Origin of the sequence: Phenylobacterium sp. (assembly GCF_016793285.1) — a bacterium.
Lineage (GTDB): Bacteria > Pseudomonadota > Alphaproteobacteria > Caulobacterales > Caulobacteraceae > Phenylobacterium.
The window spans coordinates 1-25,126 of record NZ_JAEUMO010000048.1 but is presented as its reverse complement, the minus strand read 5'-3'; the positions used below and the strand labels follow the sequence as shown (position 1 = coordinate 25,126).

Annotated in this window: 25 protein-coding genes; 16 read left to right on the top strand and 9 right to left on the bottom strand. The window is 70.3% G+C overall.

The window, feature by feature from the left end; genetic code table 11:
• Positions 1 to 30: 30 nt before the first annotated feature.
• The gene (locus JNL41_RS05345) at positions 31 to 1,245 is read right to left on the bottom strand and encodes a cyclopropane-fatty-acyl-phospholipid synthase family protein (protein ID WP_293473241.1); all 1,215 of its coding nucleotides are present in this window, start codon (positions 1,243 to 1,245) and stop codon (positions 31 to 33) included.
• A gap of 144 nt (positions 1,246 to 1,389) precedes the next feature.
• On the opposite strand from JNL41_RS05345, the gene kdsA reads away from it, so the two are divergent.
• From kdsA to JNL41_RS05315, 6 genes are all read left to right on the top strand, one after another.
• Positions 1,390 to 2,244, top strand: a complete 855-nt coding sequence (gene kdsA, locus JNL41_RS05340; protein WP_293473240.1) for a 3-deoxy-8-phosphooctulonate synthase — start codon at positions 1,390 to 1,392, stop codon at positions 2,242 to 2,244.
• A 79-nt stretch (positions 2,245 to 2,323) separates the two neighbouring features.
• Positions 2,324 to 3,784, top strand: coding sequence for a D-glycero-beta-D-manno-heptose 1-phosphate adenylyltransferase (gene rfaE2, locus JNL41_RS05335; RefSeq protein ID WP_293473239.1), 1,461 nt, complete (start codon positions 2,324 to 2,326; stop codon positions 3,782 to 3,784).
• Positions 3,781 to 4,782 carry an ADP-glyceromanno-heptose 6-epimerase gene (gene rfaD / locus JNL41_RS05330; RefSeq protein WP_293473238.1) on the top strand — a complete coding sequence of 334 codons (1,002 nt, stop codon included), beginning with the start codon at positions 3,781 to 3,783 and terminating at the stop codon, positions 4,780 to 4,782. The genes rfaE2 and rfaD overlap by 4 nt, the downstream gene beginning before the upstream one ends.
• Before the next feature lie 2 nt (positions 4,783 to 4,784).
• Complete coding sequence (locus JNL41_RS05325) at positions 4,785 to 5,882, top strand: DUF3089 domain-containing protein (RefSeq protein ID WP_293473237.1); 1,098 nt, start codon at positions 4,785 to 4,787, stop codon at positions 5,880 to 5,882.
• 31 nt (positions 5,883 to 5,913) lie between these two features.
• Positions 5,914 to 6,909 (top strand): NADP-dependent oxidoreductase, encoded by a 996-nt coding sequence (locus JNL41_RS05320; protein WP_293473236.1) that lies wholly within the window; start codon positions 5,914 to 5,916, stop codon positions 6,907 to 6,909.
• Positions 6,906 to 7,997 (top strand): M14 family metallopeptidase, encoded by a 1,092-nt coding sequence (locus JNL41_RS05315; RefSeq protein ID WP_293473235.1) that lies wholly within the window; start codon positions 6,906 to 6,908, stop codon positions 7,995 to 7,997. Before JNL41_RS05320 ends, JNL41_RS05315 begins: the two co-directional genes overlap by 4 nt.
• 45 nt (positions 7,998 to 8,042) lie before the next feature.
• On the opposite strand, the gene JNL41_RS05310 is transcribed toward JNL41_RS05315, so the two are convergent.
• On the bottom strand, positions 8,043 to 8,390 hold the full coding sequence (locus tag JNL41_RS05310) for a YciI family protein (RefSeq protein ID WP_293473234.1): 348 nt from the start codon (positions 8,388 to 8,390) through the stop codon (positions 8,043 to 8,045).
• A gap of 70 nt (positions 8,391 to 8,460) precedes the next feature.
• Complete coding sequence (recG, locus tag JNL41_RS05305) at positions 8,461 to 10,536, bottom strand: ATP-dependent DNA helicase RecG (RefSeq protein ID WP_293473233.1); 2,076 nt, start codon at positions 10,534 to 10,536, stop codon at positions 8,461 to 8,463.
• Positions 10,537 to 10,620: 84 nt separating this feature from the next.
• Between recG and JNL41_RS05300 the strand changes: the two genes are divergently transcribed.
• A complete protein-coding gene (locus JNL41_RS05300) occupies positions 10,621 to 11,460 on the top strand; it encodes a peptidyl-prolyl cis-trans isomerase (protein ID WP_293473232.1) in 840 nt (279 codons plus the stop codon).
• A gap of 3 nt (positions 11,461 to 11,463) precedes the next feature.
• Here the strand turns inward: JNL41_RS05300 and JNL41_RS05295 are convergent, their stop codons facing one another.
• On the bottom strand, positions 11,464 to 12,384 hold the full coding sequence (locus JNL41_RS05295; protein WP_293473231.1) for a sulfotransferase domain-containing protein: 921 nt from the start codon (positions 12,382 to 12,384) through the stop codon (positions 11,464 to 11,466).
• A gap of 69 nt (positions 12,385 to 12,453) precedes the next feature.
• Here JNL41_RS05295 and JNL41_RS05290 point away from each other — a divergent pair, with 69 nt between their 5' ends.
• The 5 genes from JNL41_RS05290 to JNL41_RS05270 all read left to right on the top strand — a co-directional run bounded on the left by JNL41_RS05290 (position 12,454) and on the right by JNL41_RS05270 (position 17,492).
• Positions 12,454 to 12,750: a succinate dehydrogenase assembly factor 2 gene (locus JNL41_RS05290; RefSeq protein WP_293473230.1), complete on the top strand. Its 297-nt coding sequence runs from the start codon at positions 12,454 to 12,456 to the stop codon at positions 12,748 to 12,750.
• Positions 12,743 to 16,219 (top strand): transcription-repair coupling factor, encoded by a 3,477-nt coding sequence (gene mfd, locus JNL41_RS05285; RefSeq protein ID WP_293473229.1) that lies wholly within the window; start codon positions 12,743 to 12,745, stop codon positions 16,217 to 16,219. The genes JNL41_RS05290 and mfd overlap by 8 nt, the downstream gene beginning before the upstream one ends.
• 14 nt (positions 16,220 to 16,233) lie before the next feature.
• Positions 16,234 to 16,611 (top strand): hypothetical protein, encoded by a 378-nt coding sequence (locus tag JNL41_RS05280; protein WP_293473228.1) that lies wholly within the window; start codon positions 16,234 to 16,236, stop codon positions 16,609 to 16,611.
• Between the two features lie 4 nt (positions 16,612 to 16,615).
• Positions 16,616 to 17,068, top strand: coding sequence for a hypothetical protein (locus JNL41_RS05275; protein ID WP_293473227.1), 453 nt, complete (start codon positions 16,616 to 16,618; stop codon positions 17,066 to 17,068).
• A 67-nt stretch (positions 17,069 to 17,135) separates the two neighbouring features.
• Complete coding sequence (locus tag JNL41_RS05270) at positions 17,136 to 17,492, top strand: hypothetical protein (protein WP_293473226.1); 357 nt, start codon at positions 17,136 to 17,138, stop codon at positions 17,490 to 17,492.
• 4 nt (positions 17,493 to 17,496) lie between these two features.
• Here the strand turns inward: JNL41_RS05270 and JNL41_RS05265 are convergent, their stop codons facing one another.
• Entirely contained in the window at positions 17,497 to 18,018 is a 522-nt protein-coding gene (locus tag JNL41_RS05265; protein ID WP_293473225.1) for a CcdC protein domain-containing protein, read from the bottom strand.
• Entirely contained in the window at positions 18,018 to 19,349 is a 1,332-nt protein-coding gene (locus tag JNL41_RS05260) for a diguanylate cyclase (RefSeq protein ID WP_293473224.1), read from the bottom strand. Before JNL41_RS05260 ends, JNL41_RS05265 begins: the two co-directional genes overlap by 1 nt.
• Positions 19,350 to 19,452: 103 nt before the next feature.
• Between JNL41_RS05260 and JNL41_RS05255 the strand changes: the two genes are divergently transcribed.
• Positions 19,453 to 20,229, top strand: coding sequence for an SDR family NAD(P)-dependent oxidoreductase (locus tag JNL41_RS05255; protein WP_365697872.1), 777 nt, complete (start codon positions 19,453 to 19,455; stop codon positions 20,227 to 20,229).
• 14 nt (positions 20,230 to 20,243) lie between these two features.
• Here the strand turns inward: JNL41_RS05255 and JNL41_RS05250 are convergent, their stop codons facing one another.
• Entirely contained in the window at positions 20,244 to 20,582 is a 339-nt protein-coding gene (locus JNL41_RS05250; protein WP_293473222.1) for a VOC family protein, read from the bottom strand.
• Positions 20,583 to 20,694: 112 nt separating this feature from the next.
• Here JNL41_RS05250 and JNL41_RS05245 point away from each other — a divergent pair, with 112 nt between their 5' ends.
• Both JNL41_RS05245 and JNL41_RS05240 read left to right on the top strand, forming a co-directional pair.
• Positions 20,695 to 21,807 carry a CaiB/BaiF CoA-transferase family protein gene (locus JNL41_RS05245; RefSeq protein WP_293473221.1) on the top strand — a complete coding sequence of 371 codons (1,113 nt, stop codon included), beginning with the start codon at positions 20,695 to 20,697 and terminating at the stop codon, positions 21,805 to 21,807.
• 241 nt (positions 21,808 to 22,048) lie between these two features.
• On the top strand, positions 22,049 to 22,981 hold the full coding sequence (locus JNL41_RS05240; RefSeq protein WP_293473220.1) for a YihY/virulence factor BrkB family protein: 933 nt from the start codon (positions 22,049 to 22,051) through the stop codon (positions 22,979 to 22,981).
• On the opposite strand, the gene JNL41_RS05235 is transcribed toward JNL41_RS05240, so the two are convergent.
• The gene (locus tag JNL41_RS05235; RefSeq protein ID WP_293473219.1) at positions 22,978 to 23,208 is read right to left on the bottom strand and encodes a sulfurtransferase TusA family protein; all 231 of its coding nucleotides are present in this window, start codon (positions 23,206 to 23,208) and stop codon (positions 22,978 to 22,980) included. The two genes, JNL41_RS05240 and JNL41_RS05235, sit on opposite strands and share 4 nt — an antisense overlap.
• A 95-nt stretch (positions 23,209 to 23,303) precedes the next feature.
• Between JNL41_RS05235 and JNL41_RS05230 the strand changes: the two genes are divergently transcribed.
• Positions 23,304 to 23,855, top strand: a complete 552-nt coding sequence (locus tag JNL41_RS05230) for an MOSC domain-containing protein (protein WP_293473218.1) — start codon at positions 23,304 to 23,306, stop codon at positions 23,853 to 23,855.
• A 73-nt stretch (positions 23,856 to 23,928) separates the two neighbouring features.
• On the opposite strand, the gene JNL41_RS05225 is transcribed toward JNL41_RS05230, so the two are convergent.
• On the bottom strand, positions 23,929 to 25,126 hold a 1,198-nt coding region (locus JNL41_RS05225; RefSeq protein WP_293473217.1), incomplete at its 5' end, for a pilus assembly protein TadG.

The window sequence follows — 25,126 nt, the reverse complement described above, 5'->3', positions numbered from 1 at the left end:
GGGGCCAGGCGATGGCGAACAGGGGTCGGCTCAAGCTTTGCTGAGCGAGAGCTGCACGACGTTGGTCCGCTGGGTGCGGAAGCCGGCCTCGCAGTAGCTCAGGTAGAAGCGCCAGAGCTTGCGGAAGCGTTCGTCGAAGCCCAGGCGGGTGATCTCGTCCCACGCCGCCTCGAACCGGCGGCCCCACTCGGCCAGGGTGTCGGCGTAGCAGACGCCGAAGCGGTGGATCTGGCCCCAGGAGAGGCCGGCGTTGTCGGTGACGACCTTCAGGCGCTCTTCCGAGGGCAGCATCCCGCCCGGGAATATGTACTTCTGGATGAAATCCGGTGTGCGCTTGTAATGTTCGAAGTACTCGTCCCGGATGGTGATGATCTGCAGGCCGGCGCGACCGCCGGGCTTCAGGCTCTCGCGCACCTTGTCGAAATAGGTCGGCCAGTAGCGCTCGCCCACGGCCTCGAACATCTCGATGGACGCCACGCGGTCGAACTGGCCGGCCACGTCGCGGTAGTCGACCAGGCGGATCTCGGCGCGTTCGTTCAGCCCCTCGCGGAACATCCGCTCCTGAGCGAACCTGTACTGCGCCTCGGAGATGGTGATGGCGGTGACCCTGGCGCCGACGTCCTTGGCGGCGAACTCGGCGAAGCCGCCCCAGCCGCAGCCGATCTCGAGGACATGGTGGTCGGGGCGCAGGCCCATGCTCTCGCAGAGTGTGCGGTACTTGCGCTTCTGGGCTTGGGGAAGCGGTTCGCCGGGCTTCTCGAAGCGGGCGGCCGAGTAGGTCATCGTCGGGTCCAGCCACTGCGAGTAGAAGGCGTTCCCGAGGTCGTAGTGGGCGTGGATGTTCTTCTTCGAGCCCGAGCGGCTGTTGTTGCGGTGCAGGACGTGCTCGAGCATGTTCAGCGCCGCCATGAACGGCGTGCCGAACGAGACCTTCTCGAAGCGGGCGTAGTTCGAGGCCAGCACTTCCAGCAGGACCGAGAGGTCGGGCGTGTCCCACTCGCCGGCCATGTAGCCTTCGCCGAAGCCGATGGTGCCGTTGGAAATGGTGCGCTTGATGAAGTCGTAGTCGTGAACGATCAGGCGCGCCTCCGGGCCGGGCTCGGCGCCCTGCAACCGGATTTCCCGGCCATCGGGCAGCACGAAGGTCATCGTCCCGACGATCCAGTTCTGGATCATGGTCCGCGCCGCGGTCCGGAACACGATCGGTGTGCCGCTGAGGTCCGTCACCGGCGAACCATTGCTCATTCAAACACCTTCACGCCAACGCCTGACCGTCGCAACGAGTTTGGGCCCGCTACTTCGACCGAGCCTTGGATACGGTCAAGACGCTCGAAGGGACGCGCCTGCATGACACTTGAGGTGATGCGCGTGTCGGGCCATTGAGCGGTCATGGCGATGCTGACCCTGGACCGCTGGAACCTCCCGATCGGCGACGGGCAGCCGCTCGTCGTCATCGCGGGCCTCAACGTGCTCGAAGACCTCGAACTGGCGCTGCAGGTGGGGCGCGATCTGAAGGCGGTCACCGGCGAGCTCGGGCTGCCCTATGTCTTCAAGGCGAGCTTCGACAAGGCGAACCGCTCTTCCATCGCCAGCTACCGCGGCCCCGGCCTGGAAGAGGGCCTGGAAATGCTGAGGGCCGTCAAGGCCGAGCTCAACGTGCCGATCTGCACCGACCTGCACGAGGTATCCCAGGCCGCGGCGGTCGCGGCGGTGGCGGACCTGGTTCAGATCCCCGCCTTCCTGTGCCGCCAGACCGACCTGGTGATCGCCGCGGCGCGGGCGACCAGGGCGGCCGGCGGGCTGCTGCACGTCAAGAAGGGGCAGTTCCTGGCCCCGCAGGACTGCCGTTCGATCCTCGACAAGGTTCGCGAGGCGACGGGCGCGGACATGACCATCCTGTGCGAGCGCGGCGTCTCGTTCGGCTACGGTAACCTCGTGGTCGACATGCTGGGCATCCCGCTCATGCAGGAGCTGGGCGCGCCGGTGAGCATCGACGCCACCCATGCCGTGCAGTTGCCGGGCGCGCAGGTAGGTTCGAACGGCGGCGCCTCGACCGGCGGCCGCCGCAGCGGCGTGCCGGTGATCGCCAGGGCCGCGGTGGCGGCGGGGGCCGACGCGGTGTTCCTGGAGTTCCACCCCGAACCCGACCAGGCGCTGTGCGACGGGCCCAGCGCGTTGCCCCTCAGCGCGGCGCGGGGGCTGCTGAGCCAGCTCAAGGCGCTGCGGGAGCTGCATATCCGCTGATCGTCGTCCCCCCGGGCTTGTCCGGGAGGGATGAAGGGTCTGCTTGACCGGCCCGCCAACGCGTCCCAAGGGACAGGCCATGGATCTGGCCGCCCTTCAGAGCCTCCTGACGGACCTGCCCGGCAAGCGCGTCTGCTGCGTCGGCGACCTGATGGTGGACCGGTTCGTCTACGGCTCGGTGAGCCGTGTCTCGCCCGAGGCGCCGATCCCGGTCCTGAAGCGCTCGCGCGAGCTGAAGATGCTGGGCGCGGCCGGCAATGTGGCGCGCAACGTGGCGGCGCTGGGCGGCTCGGTGGCCCTGGTGGGCCTGGTCGGCGGCGACGCCGAAGGCCACGACGCCTCGCGCCTGGTGGGCGAGGCCGACCTCGAAGGCTACCTCGTCACCGACGCCGAACGGCCGACGACGCTCAAGACGCGGTTCGTCTCCAGCGGCCAGCAACTGCTGCGCGTGGACCTGGAAGAGGTCCGGCCGATCTCCGGCGAGGTCGAGCTGAGGGTGATCCGCACGCTGAAGGACGCCGCGCGCGGCGCCGGGGTGATCCTGATCTCCGACTACGGCAAGGGCGTGGTCACCGACGCGGTGATCGCCGCCGCCCGCGAGACCGGCGCGCGGGTCGTCGTCGACTCCAAGGCCCGCTCGTTCGCCCGCTACGGCGAGGTGGACCTGGTGAAGCCGAACGCTTCCGAACTCGCCTACGCCACCGAGCTTCCCACCGAGACCGACGCCGAGGTCGAAGCGGCCATCGGGCGGGCGCTGGAACTGTGGGCCGCGAAGGGGGTCCTGGTGACGCGCGCGGGGAAGGGCATGTCCCTGGGCCTTCGCGACCGGCCGGTGAAGCACTTCCCCACGGTTTCGCGCGAGGTGTTCGACGCGTCGGGGGCCGGCGATACGGCGATCGCGGCGCTGGGCCTGTCGCTGGCGGCCGGCGCCGACGTCGAGGCCGCCATCGCCTTCGCGCAACTGGCGTCGGGCGTCGCCATCGGCAAGGCCGGCACCGCAACCGTCAGCGGCGACGAGCTGGTCGAGGCGGTCCTGGCCCAGCACTCGTCGCTGGCCGAGGGCAAGATCGCCACGCCCCAGCGCATGGCCGAGGAGGTCGCGCGCTGGCGCGGCCAGGGCTTGAAGGTGGGCTTCACCAACGGCTGCTTCGACATCCTGCACCGCGGTCACGTGGCCTACCTGGCGCAGGCCCGAACATGGTGCGACCGCCTGATCGTGGGCGTGAACGCCGACGCCTCCGTGCGTGCGTTGAAGGGCGAGGGGCGGCCGGTGAACGACCTGGAGAGCCGCGCCCTCGTGCTGGCCGGTCTGCGCAGCGTGGACCTCGTGGCGCCGTTCGACGAGGCGACCCCGCTGAAGCTGATCGAGGCCGCCCGGCCGGACGTGCTCATCAAGGGCGCGGACTATGCCGAGGACCAGGTCGTGGGCGGCGATCTCGTGAAGTCCTGGGGCGGAGAGGTGAAGCTGGCCGAGATCGTCGACGGCTACTCCACGACCGCCGCCATCGCCCGGATGACCCGGAAAGGAGCTGACGCATGACCCGGCGCATCGTGTTCGTGACCGGCGGCGCGGGCTTCATCGGCTCGAACATCGTGGCCCGACTGGCCGAGGATCGCGGCCTGGACCTCGTCGTCTGCGACCGCCTGCACGGCGTCGATACGGGCAAGTGGCGCAATATCGCCAAGGCTCCGATCGGCGACTTCGTGCATCCCGACGACATGTTCGACTGGCTGGAGAAGCGCTGGCGCGACGTCGAGATGGTCGTCCACATGGGCGCGGTGTCGTCGACGACCGAGCCCGACGCCGACAAGATCCTGCAGAACAACTTCCAGCTCAGCCGCGACCTCTTCCGCTGGTGCGCCGACCGGCAGCGCAGGCTGGTCTACGCCTCCAGCGCGGCCACCTACGGCGCGGGCGAGCACGGCTTCGACGACGACAACGACTACGAGGCGCTGGCGGCGTTGCGGCCGCTCAACACCTACGGCTGGTCGAAGGCGTTGTTCGATCTCTTCGCCGTGCGCCAGGCGGGCCGCGACTACGCGCCCCCCCAATGGGTCGGGCTGAAGTTCTTCAACGTCTACGGGCCGAACGAGGAGCACAAGCTCTCGATGAAGTCCGTGGCCTCGCAGATCTGGCCGCAGGTGCGCGACGGCCACGGCGTGCAACTGTTCAAGAGCTATCGCAAGGACGTGCCCGACGGCGGCCAGAAGCGTGATTTCGTCTATGTCCGCGACGTTGCGGACGTGACGCGCTGGCTGTTCGACAACCCGCAGGTGAACGGCATCTACAACCTGGGCTCGGGCCAGGCGCGCGCCTTCGAGGATATGGCGCGCCAGGTGTTCGAGGCCGCCGGGAAGAACGCCCGGATCGAGTACGGACCGATGCCGCCGGCCATCCGCGACAAGTATCAGTACTTCACGGAGGCGAAGATGGAGCGCCTCGCCGCCGCCGGCTACGGCGCGCCGCTCACGTCGCTGGAGGAGGGGATCGGCGACTACGTCGGCCGCTATCTCAGCCAGCCGGACCCGTACCGCTGACGATGTCGCAGACGCCGCCCGCTCCGCGACGCCGGCGCTGGCTGCTGCCGAGCCTCGTGGGCTTGCTGCTGTTCCTGGGAACGGGGGTGGCGGTGTTCTGGGGCGACCTCGTCTCGACCGCGCTCGATCCGAAAGTCCCGTTCCAGACCTACGAGCCGCCGCCCGGGCCGGACTACGGGAAGGACGCCGCCTGGTATCTGCGCCCCCATGCGCCGAGCCCGCTCGAGGCCGACGTCTTCTTCGTCGCGCCCACGACCTACGACGGCGGCCGCAACTGGAACGCCCGGCTCGACGCACGGCGCGCCAACCGCCAGTTCGAGGAGGTGATGGCCCCGAACTACGTCGGACCGTTCGTCAGCGTCGGCCGCGTCTTCGCCCCGCGCTATCGCCAGGCCAGCCTCTACACGCTGACGACGCTGCGGGAAGACGCCCGCGAGGCGCGGCAGTTCGCCTACGGCGACGTGCGCGACGCCTTCAGATGGTACATCGACCAGGACAATGGCGGCCGGCCGTTCTTCGTCGTGGGCGTGGAGCAGGGCGGCACGCTGGCGGCGCGGCTTCTCGCCGACGAGGTGGCGCGCGATCCGGTGCTGAAGGGGCGGCTGGTGGCCGCCTACCTGGTCGACACGGTCGTCCCCGCGGACGCGCCTCCGATCGCCCCCTGCGTCGAGCGTCGGCAGGCCGGCTGCCTGGCCGCCTGGGCGCCGATCCACGAGGGGGACTTCGACGCCGCCGCGCGCCTGCTCGACCGCGCGCTCGTCTGGACCGCCGACGGCCGCCTGGACAACCTCGCGCCGCGGCCGGCGCTCTGCTGGAACCCGATCCTGGGCGCCGTCACCGATCAGCCCGCGCCCGCGCGGCTGCATCTGGGCGCCGCCAATGCGACGGGCCTGGAATGGGGGGCGCGGCCGGCGTTCATGGCGCGGCAGGTCTCAGCCTACTGCGGCGGCGGCGTGCTGCACGTGACGAAGCCCAAGTCCTCGTCGCTGAAGCAGAGCGGCAGTTGGGCCGACCGACGCAAGGCGCCGGGCTTCAACCTCTTCTACGCCGACCTGGAAGCCGATGCGAAAGCGCGGCTGGCGGCCTGGCGCGCGCGGTGATTTGATCCCCTCGAAGACGGAGGGAGATCGGATGACCAATCGCCAGTACTTGCTCGACCGGCTGCCCGGCGGGGAGAAGCTCTCGCCCGGGCACTTCGCGCTGAGGAACGGCGAGGTCCCGAAGCCCGGCGCCGGCGAGGTGCTGCTGAAGACCCGCTACGTCTCCCTCGATGCGGCCAACCGCGCCTGGATGCAGGGCGCGACCTATCGTTCCGCGCTGGAGGGCGGGCAGGTGATGGCCGGCGGCTCCCTGTCGGAGGTGGTCGAGTCCGACGTCGATCACCTGAAGCCCGGCGACCTCGTGTTCGCGGACATCGGCTGGCAGGAGTACGGCGTGGCGCCCGGCAAGCGGCTGGAGAAGTTGCCCGACCTGAAGCCGGAGACCCACCTGCTGAGCGTCTACGGCATCGCGGGGCTCACCGCCTACTTCGGCCTCCTGGAGTGCGGGCGGCCCCAGGCGGGCGATACGGTCGTGGTCTCGGCGGCGGCCGGTTCGGTGGGCTCGATCGTGGGGCAGATCGCCAGGATCAAGGGCTGCCGGGTCGTCGGCATCGCCGGCGGCGAGGAGAAGGGGCGCTGGCTGACCGAGGAACTCGGGTTCGATGCGGCGGTCGACTACCGGAGCCCGGAGTTCAAGCGCCAACTGCGCGCGGCCGTACCGGAGGGCATCGACGTCTTCTTCGACAACACCGGCGGCGACGTGTTCGAGGCCTGCCTGTTCGCGATGAAGAACCATGGCCGCATCGCCTGCTGCGGCGCGCTCTCGCAGTACGACGGCGCGCCGCCGCCGCACGGGCCGCGCGGCATCCCGGGCCTGATCGTCACGAAGCGGCTGACGCTGCGCGGCTTCGTGGTGATGGACTTCGCGGAGCAGAACGCAAAGGCGCTGGCCGACCTGCAGGGCTGGGTCACGTCGGGCGAGCTGAGGGTGAAGGAGGACATCGTGGACGGGTTCGAGAACCTGCCGCAGGCGTTGATCGGCCTCCTGGGCGGCGACAACCGCGGCAAGCGGATGGTGCGGGTTTGAGCGGCTCGCCGTTCAGCGCGACTTTTGGCGAGGCGCGCGACAAGTTCCTGGCCGCCGCGCATGGGGCAGGGGCCTCGCTCTCGGCCTACGTCCACCCGGAAAGGGGCCCGGATGGCGGCGAACTCGCCACCGACGTGGCCTGGATCGGGCCTGCGGACGCCCGGGCCGTGCTCGTCATGGTCTCCGCCACCCACGGCGTCGAGGGCCACTGCGGTTCGGGCGCGCAGATCGACTGGCTCCGGCGCGGCGAGGCCGCGCGCCTGCCGCAGGGTGCGGCCGCCCTGATCGTCCACGCCATCAACCCCTACGGCTTCGCCTGGAGCCGGCGGGTGACCCACGAGAACGTCGACCTGAACCGCAACTTCGTGGACTTCGGGAAGCCGCTGCCGGCGAACCCGAACTATGACGCCCTGCATCATGCGGTGAAGCCGGCCGACTGGAGCGAGGCCACGCAGGCCGCCAGCCGCGCCACGCTGCTGGACTACGCCAAGACCTATGGCTTCCCAGCCCTGGTGCAGGCCATGTCGGGCGGCCAGTACAGCCACCCCGACGGCATCTTCTATGGCGGACATGAGCCCACGTGGTCGCGCCGGACCCTGGAGACCATCTTCCGCGAGCGCCTGGGCGCCGCGTCCGACGTCGGCGTGATCGACTACCACACCGGCCTCGGCCCCTGGGGCTATGCCGAGCCGATCGCCAGCGCGCATCCGGCGTCGGAAGAGTACCGCCGCGCCCGCGACTGGCACGGGCTGGCGGTGACCAGCATGTCGGGCGGGCAATCCGTCTCGGCGGTCCTGGCCGGCGACTGGCTGGAGGCCGTGCCGCGGCTCGTCCCGCACGCGCGCACGGCGGGCGTCGCGCTGGAGTACGGCGTCGTGCCGAGCAATCAGGTGCTGGAAGCCCTGCGCGCCGACAACTGGCTGCACGCGCATGGCGATCCGCTGAGCCCCGAAGGCCAGGCGATCAAGGCGCAGGTCCGCGCGGCCTTCTACGGCGACGACGAGGTCTGGCGGGGCATGGTGCTGGGTCAGTCGCTGGTCGCCGCACGGCAGTCGACGGCGGGCCTCGCGAAGGCCCTGGCCGGCTGAGCATCGGCTTCCCGGCCTTGCCCACCTGAGCGCCGAATGGCCGAGCTAGAACCGCAGCTCGGGGCGCACCTCGATCGTGCCGACGCGGGCCATCGGGATGCCTTCGGCGAGCCGCATCGCCTCGTCGGCGTCGGCGGCCTCGATGAAGATGAAGCCGCAGAGGACCTCCTTCGTCTCGGCGAAGGGGCCGTCGAGGACGAGCGGCTTGCCCTGGCGCACGCGCACGGTGCGGGCGGTCTTCACGCCCTGCAACGCCGAGGCGGCGAGGAAGTGTCCGCCCGCGCTGAGCCGTTCGTCGTAGGCGAGCGAGTCGCGATCGAGCGCCTCACGCTCCGCGTCGGGCAGGTTCGAGACGGCGCCCGGCTCGGCATAGACGAGGCAGATGAACTTCATGGGACGGCTCCTTTCGGCCAGGTGTTCCGCCCCCAAGGTCGAAGCGGCGCCGCCGGATCCGACATTCCTGTCAGCCGGCGTCGCGCAGCGCGAGCCCCGCTTTCCAGTCGAAGAGTTCGGAGAGGACGTTCAGCGCCTGGCCGCGCGGAGTCGCCAGGTCGGGGTCGCGCTGGATGGCGAGGCGCGCATCGTCGCCCGCCGCCGCGATCAGATCGCGATGCACGAAGGGGTCGGCGAAGACATAGTCCGGCAGGCCGGACTGGCGCAGGCCCAGCGCATCCCCGCCGCCGCGCAGCTCCAGGTCCTTCTCGGCGATGGCGAAGCCGTCGTCGGTGCGCCGCAGGATGTCGAGGCGCTGCTCGGCGGCCTCGGTGAGCGGCGGGTCGTAGAGCAGGACGCAGGAACTCTCGCGCCGGCCGCGCCCCACGCGCCCCCGCAACTGGTGGAGTTGGGCCAGCCCGAACCGCTCGGCCTGTTCGATGACCATGATGGTGGCGTTGGGCACGTTCACGCCCACCTCGACGACCGTCGTGGCGACCAGCACCGAGAGCTTGTTGTCGGCGAAGTTGGCCATGACGGCGTCCTTCTCGGCGCCGGTCATCCTGCCGTGGACGAGGCCCACGCCCGGGCCGATGGCTTTCCGCAGGGCGATGGCGCGCATCTCCGCGGCGGCCAGATCGCTCACCTCGGACTCCGAGACCAGCGGGCAGATCCAGAACGCCTGCGCCCCGCCGCGGACGGCGTCGCGCAGGCGGCCGACGATCTCGTCGAGGCGCGGCATCGGCACGGCGCGGGTGGCGACGGGCGTGCGGCCCGGCGGCTTCTCGTCGATGCGGCTGACGTCGAGATCGCCGTACATCGTGAGCTCCAGCGTGCGGGGGATCGGCGTGGCGGACATGGCGATGAGGTGTGTGGCCTCGCCCTTGGCCTGCAGCCGCTGCCGTTCGGCGACGCCGAACCGATGCTGCTCGTCGATCACCACCAGCCGCAGGCTGTCGAAGGCGACGTCGTCCTGGAAGAGGGCATGGGTGCCGACCGCCACCTTCGCGTGGCCCGACGCCAGCGCGCGAAGCTTCTCGGCCCGCGCCGCGCCCTTGTCCCGACCGGTGAGGAGGACCACGCCCACGCCGTGCGCCTGCAACGGCCCCGAGATCGTCTCGTAGTGCTGTCGGGCGAGGATTTCGGTGGGCGCCATCAGGGCGCTCTGGCCACCGCTGTCCACGACGTCGGCCATGGCGCACATGGCCACGACGGTCTTGCCCGACCCCACGTCGCCCTGGACCAGTCGGCTCATGCGTTCGCCCGAGCCGAGGTCGCCTCGAATCTCTGCCAGCGACCGCTCCTGCGCTCCGGTGAAGGCGAAGGGGAGGGCGGCCTTGAGGCGGCCCGCCAGGTCTCCCGCCCCGATCCGCGCGGCAGGCTCGCGGCGGCGCGCCGCCTTGCGCTGGGCCATGGCCAACTGGTGCGCCAGCAGCTCGTCGTAGGCGAGGCGCCGGCGATGGACGCTGAGCGGGGAGAGATCGGCCTCGCCCTCGGGATGGTGCAGCGCGTGCAGCGCCTCGCGCCACGACGGGAATCGCTCCCGGTCCAGCCACGCGCGGTCCTGCCACTCAGGCATGTCGGGCGCCTTCTCCAGCGCCTCCAGGACGAAGGTGCGCACGCTGCGTGCCGGCAGCCCCTCGGTCGCGGGGTAGACAGCCTCGAGCTCGGGGATCTCGTCACGCTTGTCGGGGGCCACGATGTAGTCCGGGTGAACCATCTGGCGGCCGAACTTCGACTCGTCGACCTTGCCCGAGACGATCCGCCTGGCGCCGACCGGGTGGCGCTGCACGAGCCCTTCGCCGAAGCGGCCGAAGAAGATCAGCATCATCAGGCCGGTCTCGTCGGCCACCTGCATCCGCCACGGCTGGGTGTGGACCCGTGGCTTCTGGTGATCCTGGACGGTGACTTCGAAGGTCATGATCTCGCCGTCGCGGGCGGCCGACAGCACGGCCGGGGTGCGCCGCACGACCGAATGCGGCTTCAGCCACAGCACGTCGCGCACCTTCGGGCCCGCCACGCGCTCCAGCAGCGGCGCGACCCGCGGCCCCACCCCCTTCAGGGTGGTGACGGGCGCAAACAGCGAAAACAGAATCTCCGGCCGCATCTCGCAAGCATAGCCTTCCGGCGCGAGCCTGCGCATCATGGGGCATAGTCGGGCGACCGGCGGCGAATCGGGGTGGAGAGACCAATGCGTGCAGGGATGTGGATGACGGTGGCGGCGGCCGCCCTGGTCATGGCCGGCTGCGGCGCGGGGGCCGGCGGCGACGTGGTGGCCAAGGTCGGCGCCGAAAAGATCACCAAGGCGCAGCTCGACGCCGAACTCACCCTCAGCGGCGCCGCCGATCCGACGAACCCGGCCGTCCGCAAGGCGATGCTGGAGCAGATCGTCGCGCGCAAGCTGCTGGCGCAGGAAGCCCGCGCCGAGAAGCTCGACAAGTCGGCGGAGGCGGCGGCCCTGCGGATCGCGGCGATCGAGACCTATGAGGCGAACCTCGAACGCAGCGCGATGATGTCGACGGTCCCCAAGCCGACCGACGCCGACGCCACGACGTTCATCCAGGCGCACCCGGAGATGTTCGGCGAGCGGACGGGCTATGTGATCGAGCGGCTGAACGTGGTCACCAAGGCCGATCCGGCCCTTGTCCAGGCCCTGGAGCCCGCCAAGACGCTGGAGGCCGTCGAGTCGGTGCTGACCCAGCGTGGGATCGCCTACACGCGCTCGGTCAGTCAGGTCGACACGCTGCAGGCCGCGCCCCAGTTGACCGCCACGCTGCGCCGGCTGCAGCCGGGCGAGCCCTTCGTGGTGCCGGAGCCGAACGGCTTCACCGTCGGGCGGGTCCGGGACAGCAAGGTGCAGCCCCTGGCGGGACCGGCCGCGGTCCGCGTCGCGAGCGAGATCGTCTACAGCCAGCGCCAGACGACGAAGATGAAGGAGCGGCTGGACGCGCTGAAGGCGAAGAAGGTCACCTACGTCGACGGCAGCGTCGCCGACCCCGAGAAGCCGGCCGCGGCGGCCGACAAGAAGTAGGCGTCAGCCGGCCGTTCGGCCGCGCTCCATCCACGCCTTGAGGGCCGGCTCCAGGCGCGCGCCGTTCAGCGCTTCATAGAGCGCCTGGTTTTCGGCGTTCAGGGCGTCGCGCCACGCGTCGAGGCGGCCTTCGCGGAAGAAGTCCGCGTTGCGGATCCAGTTGCCGCGATGTGCGCCGGGCGCGTGCGCGTCGGCGGCGGCCTTCATCTCGGCGAACGAACCCCCGGCGAGGAACGCCGGCCAGCGCGCCTCGTCGACCTCGCGGCCGAGGAAGGCGGCCAGCGTGCGCAACTCGCCGTCCAGGTCGATGCTGAGGTCGCGATAGTGGGTGTAGTGGACGTTCGCGAGGTCGCGCCACGCCCACCAGCTTTCGGTGAACCAGACGACCGACTGGAACGGGGCGCCGTCGTACATCCACGGGAACGCGCCTTCGGTGGCCCAGCGCGGAAAGATGGCGTTCGGATCGAGCCGCGCGCCCTGCGGTACGCCGCTTCGCGCCACATCGCGGCTGTTGCGCACGTGATCGAGCATCGACAGGAAGGCGTCGCGCGGGTCGCGCCCGCAGAAGACGTAGCGGACCTGCGGATACCAGGGGAGTCCGTCGCCGGGCGTGTGGGTCTTGATGAGCCTGGGCCCGGGCGCGGCGTCCAGCTCCGCGATGAGGCCGTCCAGCGGGGCCGCCGTCAGATCGAGCCAGGGCGCCATGCGGCTGAGCGGGCGGGGCAGGGCCGGGCTGTCGTGGAGGAGCATCGCGCAGAGCTTGGCCGTCCACGTCGTCCCGCACTTGGGCGGCGCAACCACCACCACGTCGCCCGCCCGCGGACGGAACGCGGCCCAGCGCGCGTTGTCGAACACCGCGTTGCGGTAGTGACGCAGAGGCAGGCTGGGCGGCGGCATCGGCCCCATGACTGGCGGGGAACGCACCGTGTCGCAAGTCCGCGCGGTTCCGGGGTGGCGCGCCACCCGCGCGGGCTCTATATGCCGCACTCCCGAATGACGACCGACGAAGCACGGCTGAAGAAACTGAAGCTGCGCGCCTGGCGACGCGGCTTCAAGGAAGCGGACCTCATTCTGGGGCCGTTCGCGGACAAGCACGTCTCGACCTTCGGCGAAGCCGAGCTCGACTGGTTCGAACGCCTGCTGGAGCAGCCCGACCAGGACGTCTACGCCTGGATCCTGGAGCGGCAGGAGACCCCCGCCGAATTCCAGGGGCCTCTGATGAGCCTTCTCAGGGCCTTCCGGGACGAAGCCTACAAGGTCTCCGGGCCCGGGGGCTCGCTCCATGGCTGACGGCAACCGGCCCCAGGCGAACATGCGCCGGGTGGCCGACGATCCCGGCCGCCTCGACCTGGTCGGCGCGCCGGAGGGCTTCGACGCCCTGGTCATGGCCGACCTCATCAAGGCGCGGAAGGGCCTCTCCGTCTTCGTGGCGCGGGATGCCGGCCGTCTGTCGGCCTTCGTCGACGCCTTCGCCTTCTTCGGCCAGGGGGTGGAGGTCCTGACCTTCCCGGCATGGGACTGCCTGCCTTACGACCGCGTCGGTCCGTCGGCGGGCGTCGCGGCCCAGCGCATGGCCACGCTCTGCCGGCTGGCCGAAGGCCTGGACGACAAGCCGCGGCTTCTGGTCACGACCGTGCCGGCGCTGTTGCAGCGCGTGCCGCCCAAGGCCGCCATCAAGCGGGGCAGCTATTCGGCCAGGACCGGCAACAGCGTCGATATCGCCGAGGTCGAGCGCTACTTCGCCGTCAACGGCTATAGCCGGGCCTCCACCGTCTCCGAGAAGGGCGAGTTCGCCATCCGCGGCGGGGTGATCGACGTCTTCCCGCCCGGATCGGAGGAGCCGGTGCGCCTGGACCTGTTCGGCGACACCCTGGAGAGCATCCGCGGCTTCGATCCCGAGACCCAGCGCTCGACGCGTCAACTGAAGGAGGTCTCGCTGCTGCCTGTCAGCGAGGCGCTGCTCGACAAGGACGCGATCAGCCGCTTCCGCACGGGCTATCTCGAGACGTTCGGCGCGCCGGGTGGCGACCCCCTGTACGAGGCCGTCTCGGAGGGTGGCCGGCGGGCGGGAATGGAGCACTACCTGCCGCTGTTCTACGCGGATATGGCGACCCTCTTCGACTACCTCCCGGCGGGCGCCGCGGTGGCGCTGGACCATCTGGCCCGCGACGCCCGCGACGAACGGCGCGCGATGATCGAGGACGCGTTCGACGCCCGTAACGCCGCCGACCGCAAGGGCCAGTACCGTCCGCTCGAGCCTTCGCGCCTGTATCTCGACGCCGGGGCGTGGGACGAGCAGCTCAGGGTGCGGCCGACCCGCCGGTTCTCCGCCTTCAACGAGGCCGAGGGCGAGGCGGTCATCGACATGGGGGCCCGCGCCGGGCGCAACTTCTCGGCCGAACGGAAACTGGACTCGGTCAACCTCTTCGAGGCGACCGTCGACCACGCCGACAAGCTGGCGGCCGCAGGCAAGCGGGTGCTGTTCGCCTCGTGGTCGGAAGGCTCGTCCGACCGCCTCAGCCACATGCTGGCCGATCACGGCCTGAAGAAGCTGCCGCTCGCCGCGTACTGGGACGCCGCCCGCGCGGCCGATCCGAAGACGCCGCAGCGCGTGGTTCTGCCGCTGGACGCCGGATTCGAGACCGAGAGCCTGGCGGTGATCTCGGAGACCGACATCCTGGGCGACCGGCTCGCGCGGCCGCGCAAGCGCCGGCGTGCGTCGAACTTCCTGGCGGAGGCTTCCGCGCTGACGCCCGGAGACCTCGTCGTCCACATCGACCACGGCATCGCCCGCTACGAGGGGTTGAAGACCCTCGATGTCCAGGGCGCGCCGCACGACACGCTGGAACTGCAGTACGGCGGGGAGGCGAAGCTCTACCTGCCCGTCGAGAACATCGACCTGCTGACACGCTACGGCGCCGACAGCGAGGGCGTGCAACTCGATCGCCTCGGCGGCGCGGCCTGGCAGGCGCGCAAGGCCCGCGCCAAGGAACGCCTGCGCGAGATGGCCGACGGCCTGATCCGCATCGCGGCCGAGCGCGCGATGAAGCAGACCGACCCCGTCGAGCCGCCCAGCGGCCTCTTCGACGAGTTCTGCGCCCGCTTCCCCTACGAGGAGACGGACGACCAGCTCCACGCCATCGGCGACGTGCTGGAGGACCTGGGCGCGGGCCGACCGATGGACCGCCTCATCTGCGGCGACGTCGGCTTCGGCAAGACAGAGGTGGCGCTCCGGGCGGCCTTCGTCGTGGCCATGAGCGGCCAGCAGGTGGCGGTGGTCGCGCCGACGACCCTGCTCGCGCGCCAGCACTACAAGACCTTCACCGAGCGCTTCGAAGGCTGGCCCGTGCGTGTGCGCCGCCTCTCGCGCCTGGTGAGCGCCAAGGAGGCGGCCGAGACGCGCGACGGTCTGGCGAGCGGCGAGGTGGAGATCGTCGTCGGCACCCACGCCGTGCTCTCGAAGCAGGTCAGCTTCAGGAACCTGGGCCTCGTGATCGTCGACGAGGAGCAGCACTTCGGCGTCAAGCACAAGGAGAAGCTCAAGGAGCTTCGCGCCGACGTGCATATGCTGACGCTGACCGCCACGCCGATCCCGCGGACGCTGCAGATGTCGCTGAGCGGCATCCGGGAGATGTCGATCATCGCCACGCCGCCGGTCGACCGCCTGGCGGTGCGCACCTACATCACGCCCTGGGACCCGGTCGTCGTCCGCGAGGCCCTGCTGCGGGAAAAGTACCGCGGCGGCCAGGCCTATTTCGTGGCGCCGCGCATCTCCGATCTGCCCGACCTGGAACGATTCCTGCGCGAGCAGGTCCCCGAGGTGAAGTTCGTGGTGGGTCACGGCCAGATGGCGCCGACCCAGCTCGAGGAGGTGATGAGCGCCTTCTACGACGGCCGCTACGACGTCCTGCTGTCGACCACGATCGTGGAGAGCGGCCTCGACATCCCGACCGCCAACACCATGGTCATCCACCGCGCCGACATGTTCGGCCTGGCGCAGATGTATCAGCTTCGAGGCCGCGTCGGCCGGTCGAAAGCCCGCGCCTATGCCTACCTGACCACGCCGGCCGAGAAGCAGATCACCCTGTCGGCGGAGAAGCGCTTGAAGGTGCTGCAGTCGCTGGACAGCCTGGGCGCCGGCTTCCAGCTCGCCAGCCACGATCTGGACCAGCGCGGCGGCGGCAACCTGCTGGGCGAGGAGCAGTCGGGCCACATCCGCGAGATCGGCGTCGAACTCTACCAGCAGATGCTCGAGGATGCGGTGGGCGAGTTGAAGGCGCGCGGCGGCGCCGAGGACGCGCCGGACCGCGGGTGGTCGCCGCAGATCAATACCGGCGCCGCCGTCCTCATCCCGGAGGAGTACGTGCCGGACCTCAACGTGCGGCTGGCGCTCTACCGCCGCATCTCCGACGCCGAGAAGGCGCAGGACCGCGAGGCCCTGGCTGCGGAGCTGATCGACCGCTTCGGCCCGTTGCCGCCCGAGGCCGACCAGCTTCTGAAGGTCGTCGCCATCAAAGGACTGTGCCGCGAGGCCAACGTCGCCAAGATCGACGTGGGTCCGAAGGGCGCGGTGGTGAGCTTCCGCAACGACTTCTTCAAGAACCCGGGCAACCTTGTCGCGTTCGTCGCCCGGAACCAGATCGCCTGGCGCGTGCGGCCCGACAACAAGGTCGTCGTGAAGGGCGAGTGGGAGACGCCCAAGCAGCGCCTCGACGCCGCCGAGAAGGTCCTGGCCGAGCTTGCCCGGCTGGCGGCCTGAGAAGGAGTATCCGCTTGCAAAGAACCGCCCTGATCCTCGCCGCCGCCGCGGCCCTTTGCGCGCCGGCCGCGCCCGCCGCCGCGCAGAGCCCAGCCGATTCCGCCGACGTCCGTTGCCTGATGGTCCTCCAGGTGGTCGGCCGCGACCCGAAGCAGGCGGAGCAGGCGGCCAAGGGGATCTTCTTCTACCTGGGGCGCCTGTCGGCGCGAGGTCCGGTGTCGCGGCTGGAACCCTTGCTCAAGGCCGAGGCGATGAAGCTGACCCCGGCCCAGGGGCAGGTCGAACTGACGCGCTGCGGCGGCGAACTCAACGGCCGTGGCGGCGAGTTGCAGGCCGTCAACAGGCGCCTGGCGGCGTCGGTGGCGCCCAAGCCGCCGCCGGCGAAGAAGTAGCCCGATGCGCGCCCTGATCCCGATCGCCGCCGCCGCCGCGGTGGCGCTTCCGGCGGCGCCCGCGGCAGCCGACGCCGTCACGGACAAGGCCGACGTGCGCTGCATGCTCGTCCTGCGCTTCGCCGCGCGCGACCCCAAGGCCCGGGAGATGGCGGTGCGCGGCGCGCACTACTACATGGGCCGCCTCGCCGCCCGGGGGCCCGTCGCGCGGCTCGAGCCGGTCATCGTCGGCGAGGGCCGCGCGATGAACAGCGCCGCCGCCGCGCAGGCCGAATTCCAGCGCTGCGCCGGGGAGTTGCAGAAGAACCAGACCGAGTTCCAGGCGCTGGATCAGAAGCTCGCGGGCGAAAACCCGGCCGCGCCGGCCTCGGGCGAGCCCTCCAAGGCCGCAGGACCGGCGAACGAGGTGGATTCCTCTCAGGCCATCGAACCGCCGAAGGACGCGGAGCCGCGGTAACGCCGGCTGGCGACGACACGGAGTTCGGCGCATGCTGCCCTGGGGAACGCTCCAGGGGGCTGGAACAATGAAACGCTTGATCCTGGCGGGCCTGCTCGCCGCTGTGTCCACGTCCGCGCGGGCCGACGACGACGCGATCCGCGACGCCAACCGGCAGGACGTGCGCTGCGTCCTGGCCATGAGCGTCATGGCCCGCAACGAGACCTACAAGCAGTGGGGCACGTTCGGCGTGTTCTTCTACGCGGGCCGGATCGAGGGCCGCGATCCGGGCTTCAGCCTGTCGGACGCGGTCAAGCGCGAGGTGCGCCTCATCCGGCCGGACGAGTACAACGCCGAGATCAAGCGGTGCAGCGATCTGCTGGCCGACCGCAGCCGCGCCTACGAGGCGATGAAGCCGCCGGCGCCTCGGGGCTCCGGTCGTTAGGTCGTCAGGCGGCGCGCGCCTCGGCGAGCAGCTTGCGGGCGCGGATCAGCCACTCGATCCGCTGGGCCGACACCACGCCGACGGCCAGCAGCAGGAAGCTGTCGGTCAGTTCGGCGGCGGTCACATGCATGGCCGTGGCCGCGCCGCCGGCCATGACGCTGCGCAGCACGTAGCGCAGGGCGAAGATGCTCAGGATCAGCAGCATGCCCCACGGCGACACCTTGCTCGTGATCACATGGGTCGCCGGGTCGATCGTGAAGGTCGAGGCGCGGGCGCGCCACCAGCCGAGGAAGCCGCCCAGGGAAAGCGCGACGATGTCCATACCCAGGCCGAAGGGGCCCGGCGGCGGATTGGCGCTGAACGCCAGCACGGTCATCAGCATGACGATCGCCGGGGCGATCCAGAGCCGCTCGATCCGGATGCGGCGCTCGCGCGAGTTGCGCAGGATCACGAGCCCGAGCACCACCAGGGGGATCAGGTAGGTGAGGTAGGCCGGCGCTCCGCCGCCCGCGGGGATGTGAGCCATCAGCTCGCCTTCAGCGTCGCGGCCATCGCAGCCGCCTGCTCCAGGGCGTAGCCCACGTTCTCGGGCGACGCCACCTCGGCGACCCCCAGGTCGAATTCGACGACGAACGGCGTGGCGCCCTGGCCGGCCTCGAAGGCGGTGCAACCGATGACGGCGGCGATCCGCTCGCCCGCCGCGCGGGCCGCCGCGAGCGGCGTGGCGGGGAGCGCCAGGGCGAAGACCTCCGGCGCGAGACGGGCGGCGGTGTCTTCCACGCGCACCAGCCGGCCGATCATCGAACCGATCTGCGGGACGGCGCGGGCCACCCATCCGCCGGCGCGCGGAGCCTTCAGGTCGGCCTTCTCCGAGACCTTCAGCATGCAGACGCTCAGCGGCCTGTTGCGGTCCCTGGCGCTCTTGGCCAGACGCATGACGTGGCTGGCGAAGAGATCGCGGGTGAACAGACCGGTGGCCGCGTCCATGAGGCCCGAGCTGCGCGCCTGGTCGAGGGCGTGGCGCACCGATTTCTGGCGGCGGTAGGCGCGGGCGAGTTCGACGACGCGCAGGGCCGTCTCGTTCTCGGGCGTCTCGGGCGAGGCCACGTCGGAAATGCCGCGATGATAGGCTTCCGACGCCGTCACGGCAGAGTCGGCGCGCATGTAGAGCAGGGCGGGCGTGTGGTAGAGGCGGGTGTTCCGGCGCAGGCCCGCTGCGATCGAGAGCGCCTCGTGCGGATTGTCGCCCGCCCACAGCACCACGGCGTCGAACGCCTTCTCATGCAGATAGTCGAAAGCCGTGAAGGCCGTGAAGGCGCCCGTCACCTCGGCCCCGTTGCGTTGCAAGGCGTTCGAAAGCGCCAGGAACTGCGGGGCAGGCTCACCGATCGCCAGCACGCGGTAAGGCGACTTATCGTTCTCGGGGGCCTCGAGCAGATGGCCGCGCTCGGAGAACGTCTCGACGCGGACCTCGAACTCCTCCTCGGCGACGGCGGTGCGCACCAGGGTCTCGAGGCGCATGGCCGCCTGGGCCGGATGCAGCGGGCTGGCCAGCACGAGGTCGAGGCCGCGTTCCTTCTGGAAGGGATCGGGAGCGCCCATGGCCATGACCGGCAGGCGGCGGGGCGCGCACGCGGCGCGCAGACGGCCGGCCAGGCCCTCGATCTCGCCGTCGAACGCCGCCAGGTCGACGATCGCCGCCTGGATCTGCAGGTCTGCGAGGGCGAGGCACGCCGCAGCTTCGCTGCGCGCGGTGACCGTGCGCCAGCCCAGCCGGTCCAGCCCCTCAGCGAGGGGGCCGGCGGTGGAATCGTCTCGCGCGACGATCAGAACTCGCGCTTGGACCCCTGCCGTCATATCCCCGTCCAACATCAGCCCCGTTCTGTTTAAGTGCGGAATCACAGGGCCGGAAGGTTGTCCCATACCCGATCGCAGGTTGCGGAAGGGTTAGTTGTCGCACGTGGAGGGGGAATTCGCTGTGGATCTGAGCGGGCAGGTAGCGGTCGTCACGGGCGCAAGCGGCGGGTTGGGCGAACATTTCGCGCGCGTTCTGGCGAGAAACGGCGCAGCGGTGGCCCTCACCGCGCGGCGCGTGGACAGGATCGAGGCGCTGGCGGCGGAGTTGCGGGCCGGCGGCGCGAGGGCGCTGGCGCTGGCCCTGGACGTCGCCGAGGCCGAGGCGATCGGGCCGGCGCTGGACCGGGTGGCCGAGGACCTCGGGCCGGTCGGCATCCTCGTGAACAACGCGGGAGTCGGCGGCGAGGGCCTGGCCCTGGACGTCTCCATCGAAACCTTCGACCAGACCTTCGCCGTCAACGTCCGTGGGACCTTCTTCGCGGCGCGCGAGGCGGCCAGGCGGATGATCGCGGCGAAGATCCCCGGGCGGATCCTGAACATCGCCTCCATTGCCAGTCACACCGTGCTGCCGGGTCTCTCCGCCTACTGCGGGTCGAAGGCGGCGGTGGCGATGCTGACCAAGTCGATGGCGCGCGAGTGGGCGCGGCCGGGGATCGCGGTCAACGCGCTGTGTCCCGGCTACATCGAAACCGGCATCAACGACTTCTGGTGGCCGACAGAGGGCGGGCAGAAGCAACTGAAGGGGTTCCCGCGCCGGCGGCTGATGGACGCGAGCGACCTGGACGAGGCGTTCCTGATGCTGGTGGGCCCGGCCGCCAGCGCCATCACCGGCTCGATCATCACCATCGACGACGGCCAGTCGCTGCCCGGGGGCGGGTAGAGGCGGAGCCGGCGTCAGGCCCCACTCACGCGGGTCTCTGCGCCTTCACAGTCGCGTAGCTTTGCAACCTGCACGCCGTGCTGCTCGCGCGGCGGCTGGGTGAACGTGAGGCCCGCGGCGCTCTTCTCCGCGTAGAAGGCGGCGAGGTCGTCGACGCCGAAGCCGACCTCGACGTGGCCGGCGGGCTTTTCGGGCGTTGCGGGATGTAGCGCCAGCGTGGTCTCGCCGGTGGCCATCTCGGTCCAGAACGGAGTCGCGAACTTCACGGCCAGGCCCAGCCTGTCCCGGTGGAAGGCGACCGCGACGTCCATGTCGGCCACGAACTTGATGACGTAGGTCAGGCGCGTTCCCATGCTCGTCTCCTCGGTGACCTACCGACGTTACGCCTCCCTGCCGGCGCCGCCTATGATGTTGGCTGACCGAGGGGCAAGGCGCTTAGATCGCCGCAAATCCAGGGAGACACGCATGCGCCAGGGTCCGCTCACCGGCCTCAAGATCGTAGAATTCGCCGGCATCGGGCCGGGTCCGTTCTGCGGCATGCTGCTGAGCGACCTCGGCGCCGACGTGGTCCGGATCGACCGCAAGGGCCCGGGGCGCGGCTCGCCCACCGACGTCACCGGCCGCGGCCGCCGCTCCATCGCGCTGGACCTGAAGTCGCCGGCCGCCATCGAGGCCTGCCTGAAGCTGGTGGAACAGGCCGACGTGCTGTTCGAAGGCTTCCGCCCCGGCGTCATGGAGCGCCTCGGCCTTGGGCCCGACGTGGTGCTGAAGCGCAATCCCAAGATCGTCTACGGCCGCATGACCGGGTGGGGCCAGACCGGGCCCTACAGCCAGGCGGCGGGCCACGACATGAACTACATCGCCATCACCGGCGCGCTGCACGCCATCGGCACCAAGGACAAGCCGGTTCCGCCGCTGAACCTCGTCGGCGACTTCGGGGGCGGGGCGCTCTACCTCGCCTTCGGCCTGCTGGCGGGCGTCATCCAGGCGCGCGAGACCGGCAAGGGCCAGGTGGTCGACGTGGCCATGAGCGACGGCGCCGCCAGCCTGATGTCCATGTTCTACGGCATGAAGGCCGCCGGGATCATGAAGGAGGAGCGCCGCGCCAACATGCTCGACGGCGGCGCGCACTTCTACGACACCTACGAGTGCAGCGACGGCAAGTGGATCTCGATCGGCTCCATCGAGCCGCAGTTCTACGCGCTGCTGCTGGAGAAGACCGGCATCGACGATCCGGACTTCCAGCGTCAGCACGACCGCGCGATCTGGCCCGACCTGCGCGAGAAGCTCGCCAGCGTCATCAGGACCAAGACGCGCGACGAGTGGACAGCGATCATGGGCGCGACCGATGTCTGCTTCGGCCCCGTGCTCGATCTCGACGAGGCGCCGAAGCACCCACACAACAAGGCCCGCGAGACCTTCGTCGAGGTCGCCGGCGTGGTGCAGCCGGCGCCCGCGCCGCGCTTTTCGGCGACGCCCGGCAAGATCCAGGGCCCGCCGCCCGCCATCGGCGCGCATACCGAAGCGGCGCTGAAGGACTGGGGCTTCTCGGACGTCGAGATCGCCGCCCTGGCGTGACGCCGTAAGCTGAACGGTAACAGCACGTTACCTGAAAGCGCCGTTCAGATTGGGTTCAGCCGGGTCCCGGCATCTTGGCGCTCGGATCGGTCGTCGCGCTCTCCCGTCCCTCGAAGCGGCGGACGGTCCGGATGGAACGACACGCCCATCGGCGGCGCGCCACCTACTAACCCGGGTGGCGCGCCGTTATCATTGGGGCCTGCACTTGCCGGACCCTGAGTCGACCGATAACGGCGCGGCCATGACCCCGATCGAGATGATCCGCCGGATACGTGCCCGGGACCTGGACCCGATCCACGCAGCGCGTGTGATCCTGGTCGTGCTCGGCAAGGCGCTGTCGCGCATGTGGGGTCGCGACGTGATGCTCTACACGGGCGGCGTCTCGTTCTTCGTGATGCTGGCGATCTTCCCGGCCATCGCCATCGTGATGGGCCTCTACAGCATGCTCTCCGACCCGGCACGGGTGGCGGCGCAGGGCGAGCAACTCGCCCGGGTGATGCCGGAAGCGGCGCGAATGATCTTCCAGAGCGAACTGGTCCGGCTGTCGCGGGCGCCGATCGACACCGTCTCGACCCAGAGCACCATCGCCCTGCTGGTCGGCGGTTACGCCAGCCACCGCGGCTTCAAGGCGCTGCTGGCGGGCCTCTCGTTCATCCACGACGAACAGCGGCAGCGCGGCTTCCTGAGCTTCAACCTGCTGGCGCTGGCGGTGCTGTTCGCGGCCCTCGGCGCGCTGGGCCTGCTGTCGGTCGTCTTCTTCGCGTTCCGTATCCTGGGCGAGACCCTGGACCTCCGCCCCCTGCGCGGCGTGCTCTGGCTCTACAGCGAGTGGACCTGGGCGAGCGCCGGCATGGCGCTCGCCATGGCGCTCATCTACCGCTGGGCGATGTCGCGCGATCCGGTGGACTGGCGGGCGTCCTTCATCGGCGGCGCGGCGGCCTCGGGGCTCTGCATCTTCGCCTCCTGGGCGCTCGGGATCTACGTGGAGCAGATCGCGGCGCTGGGCGCGACCTACGGCTCGATCGCGACTGTCGTGATCTTCCTGATCTGGCTTAGCTGGAACGTGAACGCCGTCTTCTTCGGCGGAGCCCTGGCCACCGAGGTGGAGCTGGCGCTGCACCGCCGGCGCGTGCCGCTCGCCTCGGAGGTCGGCGGCCTGCAGGCGCGCGACTAAGGCTTGGCGACCAGGAAGCTCAGCGCGCCGCCATCTTCCGATTGCTCGACCACCGCCGCTCCGACCTGGCCCGCGAAGTGCGGCACGTCGATCCGCGCCATGGGGTCGTCCGCCAGGAGGCGGACCCGCGCGCCCGCCGGCGCCCTCTCCAGTGCGCGGCGCAGCCGCAGCGTCGGCACCGGACAGCGGTGGCCGCGCGCATCGACGACGATCTCGTCCGAACCCATCGCGCGGCCTTACACCAGCCGCGCGGCCTTGCCCAACCCAAGCCCCGCCGCCGCGGATGACGCCGCCGCCCGGCGCGGTCTAGGATCCGGACAGGATGAGCCAGGATGCCGCCACCGTCGTCGCCGTGAGCCGCAAGACCGGCCACGGCGTCGACAAGCCGAACCAGTTGGCGATCCGCCTCGTCGCCGGCCATGGAGTCGAGGGCGACGCGCACTTCGGCGAGACGGTGAAGCACCGAAGCCGTGTCCGGCAGAACCCGCACCAGCCCAATCTGCGCCAGGTCCACCTGATCCACGCCGAGTTGCACGACGAACTGGCCGCCAGGGGGTTCCGCCTGACGCCGGGCCTGATGGGCGAGAACGTCACCACCCGTGGCATCGACCTCCTGGGACTGCCGACCGGCGCCCGCCTGCGGCTCGGGGAGACCGCGCTGGTCGAGGTGACGGGCCTGCGAAATCCCTGCGTCCAGCTCGAAGGCCTGCACCCCGGTCTGATGGCGGCCTGCCTGGCGCGGGGTCCCGACGGTGAACCGGTCCGAAAGGCCGGCGTCATGGCCGTGGTGCTGCAGGGCGGGGAGGTGAGGGCAGGCGACCTGGTTGCGGTGGTGGCTCGGCCCGGATTGCACCGCCCGCTGAAACCCGTCTGACGGCGCAAGCAGGGCGGCGGGCCGGAGACCGCCGCCCTGCCGCCGTCGCCGGCGTCCAGGGGATGAACGCGCCCTAGCGGGACAGGTGCAGGGCGGCGATCTGCCCGGCGATGCTCTGGAAGACCGCGGTGAGGTTGGTCGAGTTGTGGACGTCGTAGAAATAGTCGGCGGCCGTGGCGCAGTTCTTGAGGAGCGTCGACGTGCCCGAGCTCACCTCCACGCGGATCGTGTAGATCTCGATGTCCTTGGCCTTGATGTTCTCGCACAGCAGCGACAGGCGGGAATCCAGCGCCGCGGTCCGCTCGCTGCTGCTCGCCCCCTGCGGCAGCGGCGTGTTGTTCGCCCGCAGCACCCGGCCCTGCCAGATGTAGCCGGTGCCGGCGTAGGTGCCGTTGTTGGGGGTGTCGCGCGAGTCCATCGTGTTCTCGCCGTCGGTCATCAGGATGATGATCTTCTTGTACTTGTCCGTGCCGTAGGCGACGCCGTCCGAGAACGGGGCCCAGGGCGTCAGCGTGTTCCAGCCCCACATCAGGCCGATCGGGATGTTGGTGTTGCCTGCGGCGTTCAGGTTGGTGATCGCGGTCCGCAGGCCGCTGAAGTCCGTCGTCAGGCGCATGAGCTTCTGCAGCTCGCAGCCCTTGTTGGGGCCGAAGGTCGTGGACATGCTGCCCTTCTTCGAGCCCGAATACTTGGTGATCATGCCCTGGCGGACCCGCCAGTTGCTGTTCGACGTGCCGTCGGAGACGTAGTCGTTCTCATAGTCGTCGCCGTAGCCCGTGGTGCGCGAGTCCGGCTCGTCCACCGCGAAGAACGGCGTGTAGAGCGTCACCGGGTTGCCGGTCGTGGGGGCCGTGTCCTGGACGTCGTAGGGCGCCTTGCGCATCTCGACGCATCCACGCCAACTGGTGCTCAGGTTGCTCAGCATCGTGAAGCGATTGGCGTGCTGGGTGCCGCTGGAGGTCGTGAAGATCTGGTCGTTGACCGGCGAGTCGCCGTTCTGATCGATCCAGACCGAGTTGCGGTAGGTCGTGCCGTCCAGCCGCACCGAGTTCGAGAACGGAACCAGAGAGATCCGCACCGCGTCGGGTTCGGTCGACTTCCCGGCGGCCTCCTCCATCTTGGTGACGAAATCCTTGGCCGCCTTCTTCAGGTCGGCGAGCTTGCTGCCCTCGGTCATCGAGCCGGTGTTGTCGAGCACCAGGGCGATCTCGACCTTCATCTCGGCGCGGACCACCTCGCTCGACGCGCCGACGTGCATGGCGCCGTCGTTC

Coding starts and splice junctions, on each gene's coding strand:
- JNL41_RS05345 (WP_293473241.1), bottom strand. CDS start 1,245: ATGAGCAATGGTTCGCCGGTGACGGACCTCAGCGGCACACCGATCGTG.
- kdsA (WP_293473240.1), top strand. CDS start 1,390: ATGGCGATGCTGACCCTGGACCGCTGGAACCTCCCGATCGGCGACGGG.
- rfaE2 (WP_293473239.1), top strand. CDS start 2,324: ATGGATCTGGCCGCCCTTCAGAGCCTCCTGACGGACCTGCCCGGCAAG.
- rfaD (WP_293473238.1), top strand. CDS start 3,781: ATGACCCGGCGCATCGTGTTCGTGACCGGCGGCGCGGGCTTCATCGGC.
- JNL41_RS05325 (WP_293473237.1), top strand. CDS start 4,785: ATGTCGCAGACGCCGCCCGCTCCGCGACGCCGGCGCTGGCTGCTGCCG.
- JNL41_RS05320 (WP_293473236.1), top strand. CDS start 5,914: ATGACCAATCGCCAGTACTTGCTCGACCGGCTGCCCGGCGGGGAGAAG.
- JNL41_RS05310 (WP_293473234.1), bottom strand. CDS start 8,390: ATGAAGTTCATCTGCCTCGTCTATGCCGAGCCGGGCGCCGTCTCGAAC.
- recG (WP_293473233.1), bottom strand. CDS start 10,536: ATGCGGCCGGAGATTCTGTTTTCGCTGTTTGCGCCCGTCACCACCCTG.
- JNL41_RS05300 (WP_293473232.1), top strand. CDS start 10,621: ATGCGTGCAGGGATGTGGATGACGGTGGCGGCGGCCGCCCTGGTCATG.
- JNL41_RS05290 (WP_293473230.1), top strand. CDS start 12,454: ATGACGACCGACGAAGCACGGCTGAAGAAACTGAAGCTGCGCGCCTGG.
- mfd (WP_293473229.1), top strand. CDS start 12,743: ATGGCTGACGGCAACCGGCCCCAGGCGAACATGCGCCGGGTGGCCGAC.
- JNL41_RS05275 (WP_293473227.1), top strand. CDS start 16,616: ATGCGCGCCCTGATCCCGATCGCCGCCGCCGCCGCGGTGGCGCTTCCG.
- JNL41_RS05270 (WP_293473226.1), top strand. CDS start 17,136: ATGAAACGCTTGATCCTGGCGGGCCTGCTCGCCGCTGTGTCCACGTCC.
- JNL41_RS05265 (WP_293473225.1), bottom strand. CDS start 18,018: ATGGCTCACATCCCCGCGGGCGGCGGAGCGCCGGCCTACCTCACCTAC.
- JNL41_RS05260 (WP_293473224.1), bottom strand. CDS start 19,349: ATGACGGCAGGGGTCCAAGCGCGAGTTCTGATCGTCGCGCGAGACGAT.
- JNL41_RS05250 (WP_293473222.1), bottom strand. CDS start 20,582: ATGGGAACGCGCCTGACCTACGTCATCAAGTTCGTGGCCGACATGGAC.
- JNL41_RS05245 (WP_293473221.1), top strand. CDS start 20,695: ATGCGCCAGGGTCCGCTCACCGGCCTCAAGATCGTAGAATTCGCCGGC.
- JNL41_RS05240 (WP_293473220.1), top strand. CDS start 22,049: ATGACCCCGATCGAGATGATCCGCCGGATACGTGCCCGGGACCTGGAC.
- JNL41_RS05235 (WP_293473219.1), bottom strand. CDS start 23,208: ATGGGTTCGGACGAGATCGTCGTCGATGCGCGCGGCCACCGCTGTCCG.
- JNL41_RS05230 (WP_293473218.1), top strand. CDS start 23,304: ATGAGCCAGGATGCCGCCACCGTCGTCGCCGTGAGCCGCAAGACCGGC.